The sequence below is a fragment of the Pseudomonas meliae genome (assembly GCF_001400515.1).
Taxonomy (GTDB): domain Bacteria; phylum Pseudomonadota; class Gammaproteobacteria; order Pseudomonadales; family Pseudomonadaceae; genus Aquipseudomonas; species Aquipseudomonas amygdali.
In genome coordinates this window covers 1-6,445 of sequence record NZ_LJQT01000201.1, presented here as the reverse complement: position 1 = coordinate 6,445, position 6,445 = coordinate 1, and the positions used below count along the sequence as shown (strand labels likewise).

The 6,445-nt window shown below is 60.3% G+C and carries 8 protein-coding genes; 7 read left to right on the top strand and 1 reads right to left on the bottom strand.

Annotation, left to right across the window (positions count from 1 at the left end):
- The first annotated feature begins 113 nt into the window (after positions 1-113).
- The 7 genes from ALO64_RS25675 to ALO64_RS08970 all read left to right on the top strand — a co-directional run bounded on the left by ALO64_RS25675 (position 114) and on the right by ALO64_RS08970 (position 5,949).
- On the top strand, positions 114-275 hold the full coding sequence (locus ALO64_RS25675; protein WP_004660836.1) for a hypothetical protein: 162 nt from the start codon (positions 114-116) through the stop codon (positions 273-275).
- Between the two features lie 122 nt (positions 276-397).
- A complete protein-coding gene (locus ALO64_RS08995) occupies positions 398-1,336 on the top strand; it encodes a SctD/MshK family protein (protein ID WP_044344547.1) in 939 nt (312 codons plus the stop codon).
- Complete coding sequence (locus ALO64_RS08990) at positions 1,333-1,692, top strand: hypothetical protein (RefSeq protein WP_002553566.1); 360 nt, start codon at positions 1,333-1,335, stop codon at positions 1,690-1,692. Before ALO64_RS08995 ends, ALO64_RS08990 begins: the two co-directional genes overlap by 4 nt.
- Positions 1,689-2,027, top strand: a complete 339-nt coding sequence (gene sctY / locus ALO64_RS08985) for a type III secretion apparatus assembly chaperone SctY (protein WP_002553567.1) — start codon at positions 1,689-1,691, stop codon at positions 2,025-2,027. Before ALO64_RS08990 ends, sctY begins: the two co-directional genes overlap by 4 nt.
- Entirely contained in the window at positions 2,024-4,210 is a 2,187-nt protein-coding gene (gene sctV, locus ALO64_RS08980) for a type III secretion system export apparatus subunit SctV (RefSeq protein WP_044344549.1), read from the top strand. The genes sctY and sctV overlap by 4 nt, the downstream gene beginning before the upstream one ends.
- Positions 4,207-5,520, top strand: a complete 1,314-nt coding sequence (locus ALO64_RS08975; RefSeq protein WP_031598660.1) for a type II and III secretion system protein family protein — start codon at positions 4,207-4,209, stop codon at positions 5,518-5,520. The genes sctV and ALO64_RS08975 overlap by 4 nt, the downstream gene beginning before the upstream one ends.
- A gap of 12 nt (positions 5,521-5,532) precedes the next feature.
- Positions 5,533-5,949 (top strand): hypothetical protein, encoded by a 417-nt coding sequence (locus tag ALO64_RS08970; protein ID WP_044344559.1) that lies wholly within the window; start codon positions 5,533-5,535, stop codon positions 5,947-5,949.
- 2 nt (positions 5,950-5,951) lie between these two features.
- On the opposite strand, the gene ALO64_RS08965 is transcribed toward ALO64_RS08970, so the two are convergent.
- Positions 5,952-6,445: tetratricopeptide repeat protein (locus ALO64_RS08965; RefSeq protein WP_174517437.1), on the bottom strand; the 494-nt coding region annotated here is incomplete at its 5' end.

Genomic DNA, 6,445 nt, shown 5'->3' with positions numbered 1-6,445 from the left:
TGTCTACACCCTCTTAGTGTCTCTGCACCGTGTTGTGTAATGGCACATTGACCTGCTCTTGAGCCGGTTGTTAATCAGCAGATAGATCCCTACTCGAAGCAAGGAGAAACAACATGAGTTCGACTCCACCCGTAAGCTCCGGCAATTCAGACGCAGCAATCGATAAAATGTCGGCGACCTTTGATATGGCTATCGAGAAATCGGCCAAGATCACTGAAATCTCCACTGCCAAGAAAGCAGAGCTGGATGCTACCAAGCAACGTCCACAGAACTGACGTTGTCATGCAGGCAGCGCTACAGCTGCCTGCATTCACTGCGCATCGAAATTCTTCCGATCGACAGTTTTGCCCGGCTTTGACATGCCGTTTCCGGTAGATCACACGGTGGTGACTCGATCATGACAGCCTTGATCTCATTGAGCGGAACGCCCGACGCTTCTGTGCAGGAAAGCGGCGTAGCCCGGCTCGAAATTCTCCATGGTTTGCATCAGGGCGTTTCGCTGCTCCTGGACAATCCTGTCTATGTGATTGGCAGTGCTGCTCCGGCCGACCTTGTGCTGGGCGATGCTGATGTGGCCGAGCAACATGTTCGTCTGCGATTCTCCGTCGAACACGTCGCAATAGAAGCCTTGGGCGGCGATGTGACGGTTTTCGACAGCCTTGGCCAGCGTCGGGTTGTCAACGTCGGCCACGGTCAACGCATCTCCTTGCCTGTCGAGTTGCTGGTCGGACAGAGCAGGCTGTGCTTGCGCAGCACACGAAGTGCCCGACCCATCCCCGCTGTGTCCCGCCGCCTGGTGCTGCTTAAATGGCCAGCACTGGCTGCACTTTTGTTGCTGGTGACATGTGCCACTGCATTTGCCTTTCGTGCACCTGCCGAGTCGGCCCGGCACTCCATTGCAGATTCCGTCCCTGGTTCGTCAACGCCCGTCAAGAGCGCCCCCACACTGACCCAGGCCCGAAGCTGGCTTGAGGGTGCGCTGCAGGACGCCAGGCTCACGCAATTGCGGGTTGAGGAACAGGGCGGGCAGCTCAGTGTTGAGGGCGCTTTTCCCGCTGCCCAAAAAAGCAGTTGGCTGCAGATTCAACAGGCCTTTGATACTCGGTTTGGTCAGCATATTGTCTTGAAGCCCAACGTGCAGGCAAGCACGGCGCTTGCGGCACCTCGCGTGCGTTTTCAGGCGGTGTGGTTCGGTCGCAATCCCTACGTGATCGATGAGCATGGCAAGCGTGTCTACCCAGGCGCACTGTTACCCGACAACTGGAGGCTGGAGAGCATTGAGGGCAATCAGGTCCGCCTTGTACGCGGTGATGAACGGTTTGCCTTCACCTTATGAAAGTCGATCTGCGGCCCGTAGCGCCGCCTTCAGCCGATTCTTTGCCCGCTGTCGAGCGTGTTGCTCCGGCGCAGCCGCGTCAGGGAACCCGTTTCGAAGCGCTGCTTGATCAGCGTGAGCGCAAGGTTCGTCGTTCGTTGCGTGGCGAGCTGGAGCAGACCGGGCAGGCTTCTGGTGTCAATGCGCAGCTTTTTGGTACGGCGCGTTCGCTACAAGTACTGCGCTATGTGCTGGACGAAGTGTTACCGGTGCTGGATGCCGAACCGGAGATCCGCGAGCTCGCCGAAGACGTGATTCGTGAAGAGATCGACATGCGGCTGCTATTGGAACAGCAGCGCGCCGAGGTGCAGTCATGAGCATCAGTCAGGATCGCGAATGCATAGAGTTGCTCCACGGAATGGGTGATCTGTACCGGCGCAGCGGCCAGCCACAACGTGCACTGGTGATGTTGCTGATTGCGATACAGCTGGCACCGACGAACAGCGCGCTGCTGCACAGCCTGGTGCTGGCGTTCACCGACAGCGGAGACACCGACCGGGCCATTGCGGCACTGGACAGGCTGGTCGAGCAGCAAGGCGAGAGCGCCGCGCTGCTTCTGTTGCGTAGCCGCGCGTTGTGGAAGGCCGGCCGCAAGGACGACGCGCGGCAATGCTTCAGACGCTACCTGGAAGCCCGGAGGGCTGCGCAATGACCCTCATGAATGCCCTGAATCGTCTGGCGGTAACTGCGTCTAAACGCACAGATGTGATCATCGTTGCGTTCATTCTGATGGCTATCGCGATGATGATCATTCCGATGCCGACCTATCTGGTGGACGCGCTGATCGGAGTCAACATCGCCCTGAGCCTGCTGATTCTCATCGTCGCGTTCTACATCAACCACTCGGTGGAGTTTTCCGCGCTGCCGCCGCTGATCCTGCTCAGCACGCTGTTTCGTTTGTCGCTCTCGATCACCACCACTCGCCTGATTCTGCTGGACGGCAATGCTGGTCATATCGTCAAGGCGTTCGGTGATTTCGTGATTGCCGGTCAGGTCGTTGTGGGGCTGGTCGTATTTCTGATCATTACGGTTGCCCAGTTCGTGGTCATTACCAAGGGCGCTGAACGGGTCGCTGAAGTCGCTGCGCGTTTCACCCTGGATGCGATGCCCGGCAAGCAGATGAGCATTGATAACGACTTGCGCAACGGTGACATCGACCAGTTCGAGGCCAGACGTCGTCGTTCACGCCTGGAGCGTGAAAGCCAGATGTTCGGAGCCATGGACGGCGCCATGAAGTTCGTCAAGGGTGATGCCATTGCCGGGTTGGTGATTCTGTTCGTCAACCTGCTGGGCGGCATGATGATCGGCATGGTCCAGCGCGGTATGCCGTTCGCCGAAGCCGCGCATGTCTATTCGTTACTGACCGTCGGTGACGGCCTCATTGCGCAGATCCCGGCACTGTTGATTTCCGTAGCCGCAGGGACCGTGGTGACCCGCGTCAACAGCGACGGCGAAGAGCGTGACCTGGGCACCGAGATTGTCAGGCAGCTAAGCGCCAGCCATCGTGCGCTGGGTCTGACTGCGCTGATTCTGCTGGGCGTAGGCATGCTGCCGGCGGGGTTTCCGTTGCTGGTGTTTGTCGGTTTGGCCGCCGTGCTGGGCGGCAGCGCGTTTGTGCTCTGGCGCCGGGATCGTCGTGCCGCCCGGTCACTGGTCAAGGACGAGCTGCAAGAGCATGAAACGATGGCTGAGCCCGGGGCATCCTCTGGCGCTTCCGGGGCTTCGAACGATGCCGCGGAAGATGCCTTGGAAAGCGCCGAGCGGCCACGCGACAGCCAGGTGCTGCTGAGTATCGGAACCGGATTGGCCGAGGCCGCCCCATTGCAGCCCCTGCGTCAGCGTATCGAAGCGTTGTGTCACGACATTCGCATCGATCTGGGTGTCGAGGTGCCGCTGCCCGAGGTTTATCTGGACCGCGGCCTGCCAGTCGATGGCTTTCAGGTCGAGCTTGAAGGTGTACCCGTCAGTGAGGGCGAATTCAGCGGCCAGGCGCTTTTGCTGCAGGACGATCCGGTGCATGCACAACTGGTTTCTGTCGAAACCTTTGAAGCGCCTTCGCCGATCGGTTCCCGTCCCGGCCGCTGGGCAGGGCGTGAGCATGCGGAACGTTTGCAGGATGCCGGTATTGGTTTTCTGTTCGCCGATGAAGTGTTGCGCGAAGTATTGGACCGTATGTTGCGCCGTTATGCCGCCGACTTTCTGGGTATTCAGGAAACCCGCCTGATGCTGGAACAGCTTGAGGGTAAGTACGGTGAGCTGATCAAGGAAGTGCTGCGCATTCTACCGCTGCAGCGTATCGCAGAGGCCTTGCGTTTGCTGGTCTCTGAAGGGGTATCGATACGCAATCGTCGCGGCCTGCTGGAGTCGATGGTGGAGTGGGGCAGTATTGAATCTGACGCGGGCAGACTGACCGAGCACCTGCGCGCAGGACTTGCGCGGCAGATCAGTCATCAGTATGCCGATCGCAACCGGGTGATCAGCGCCTTTGTACTGGCACCTGCGCTCGAAGAACAACTGCGCGCCACGCTGGCTCGCCAGGAAAAGAGCCGTGATTCGCTGCCCGATGACATCGGTCGGACCGTACTGGTACAGCTGCGTCGCCTGTGCGACATGCTGCCGGAACATGATTCGACGGTGTTGCTTGTGCATTCGGAGCTGCGTCGGTGTATGCGCCGTCTCATCGTGCGCGGCGAGCTGCAACTGGCGGTTCTGTCCTTTCGTGAACTGGCCAGTGAATACAACCTTCAAGCGGTCGGCACTGTCAGCCTGACCGATGTCCTTGCACGCCCGGCATCCAGGGCCGGTGCTGTCACTCCTCTGGCGACTGCCTCATGACCTCAGTAAGCGTAATACGGATGTTTCTCGTGGGTGTGGGCGCGTTGCTCATTGGCACAGTTTCATTTGCCGAAAACATTGCCAAAGGGGCCAAAGGCACAGTCGATCTGGCCATCGGTGAAGGCCGCGTTCTGCATTTTTCAGCCCCCGTGGACTCGGTGATGGTGGCCGAGCCGGGTATTGCCGACTTGCAGGTGGTGTCACCCGGCGTGATCTACGTGTTCGGCAAGGCCGCAGGGCAGACCAGTCTGATTGCCCTGGACAGCGAGGGCCGTGAGACCGCTGCGTTGAGTCTGGCGGTAAGCAGCGGCACTGCTGCTGTGACACGCCCGCTCAAGGCGTTGCACCCGCAGAGTCAGGCGCGGATCAATGCCTCCGGCAGCCGGGTGATTGCCAGTGGCTCCGTGCAGGATGTCGGTGAAGCAACGGATCTTAATGCCTTGCTGAGCACCGAGGGGCAGAACTTTCAGTCGACGGTAAACAGTGCCACTTACGCAGGGTCGGCGCAGGTGAATATCCGCGTGCGTTTCGCCGAAGTCTCGCGCTCCGAGCTGTTGCGCTATGGCGTGAACTGGAATGCCTTGTTCAATAACGGCACTTTTTCATTCGGCTTGCTGACGGGGGGCGCTTTGGCCGCCGATGCAGCGGGCGGCGCATCGAACGTAATCAGCGCCGGGCTTGCGTCGGGCAATGTCAACATCGACGCGATGCTGGAGGCGCTGCAAAGCAACGGTGTGCTCGAAGTTCTGGCCGAGCCGAACATTACCGCCATGACCGGGCAGACTGCGAGCTTTCTGGCTGGCGGTGAAGTGGCGGTGCCGGTGCCGGTCAACCGCGAAGTGGTCGGTATCGAATACAAGCCTTACGGCGTGTCGTTGCTGTTCAGCCCGACGTTGCTGCCCAACGGGCGCATTGCGTTGCAGGTGCGTCCCGAGGTCAGCAGCCTGATGAGTACCACCACACTGGACGTTAACGGCTATCAGGTGCCGTCGTTCAGGGTACGACGTGCCGACACTCGTGTGGAAGTCGGCAGTGGTCAGACGTTTGCCATCGCCGGGCTGTTCCAGCGTGAAAGCAGCCAGGACATGGACAAGGTGCCGATGCTGGGCGACATGCCGATTCTGGGCAATCTGTTCCGCTCCAAGCGCTTTCAGCGCAACGAAACCGAACTGGTGATTCTGATCACTCCGTATCTGGTCGAGCCGGTCAAGGATCGCGTGGTGGCGACGCCGCTGGACAAACAGCGCGCCGCCAGTACCGCGTCGGCAGGTCCGCGCAGTGGCGGTGCCTTCGGCTTTTACATGAACTGAAAGGGAATGGCCATGAACCCCATCTGCGCTATGTCACGCCCGCCGGTTCTGATGCTTTTGTGTCTACTGGCAGGCTGCAAGACCCACCTCGACCCAGTGAGCTATTCACCGGATTATGCGGCGATCACCCGTGCCGACGGCCGTGTGGAGGTGGTGCCCCAGGCCTGCGTGCAACCAGCTGCACAGGACGAGATCGGTGTAGGTGAGGATTTTCAGCCATTGTTGCCGCCGGGCTGTGCCAGCAACCTGATTCTGCTGCAAATGGTCGAGCAGCGCGTAGATGTCATGCACGGCCGTGACACCGGGCCTGTTATGGCTGTACCGGTCGGGCGCGCCGCGCAGGTTTACATCGACGGCTATGACCGCGAAGAGCTGCGTCGGCGTCAGGCAGAGCAACAGACCAGTACTGACACGCAGGAGGCCCGATGACCTCAGTTAGCGTCAATCAGCCCCAGTTCACGGGCCTGCTCGGCGCGGTCCGGTATGGCCTTGACACGCCGGGCTTCGGCGATCAGCTTGCCGCGTTCGGCCTTGGTGATATCGTCGAAGGTCATGTTTTTGAGATCTTTCTCTTTTCCGGCCAGGACCATGACCAGCAGCTGGTTGCGTTGATGCCGCGGTTGCGCAAGGGGCGACTGGCTGACGCTGCGGATTGTCTCCAGGGCCTTCTGGTCGTCATCGCCCAGGGCGTATGCCAAGGCCAGATTGCATCGGGTGTCGAGGTCGTTCGGGGCCAGTCGCAGGCTGGTGCCGAAGGCGCTTTGAGCAGCGTCGGCCTGGCCACTCAGAATGTGCGCGATGCCCAGACGGTTCCAGGCCTGTGGCTGCTGCAACGCGTCGGCGGCCTGGGTCAGCGCAGTGATGGCGCGTTCCAGCTTGCCCTGACGCAACTGCGCAGTACCCAGGCCCAGCAGCGCATCCGGGT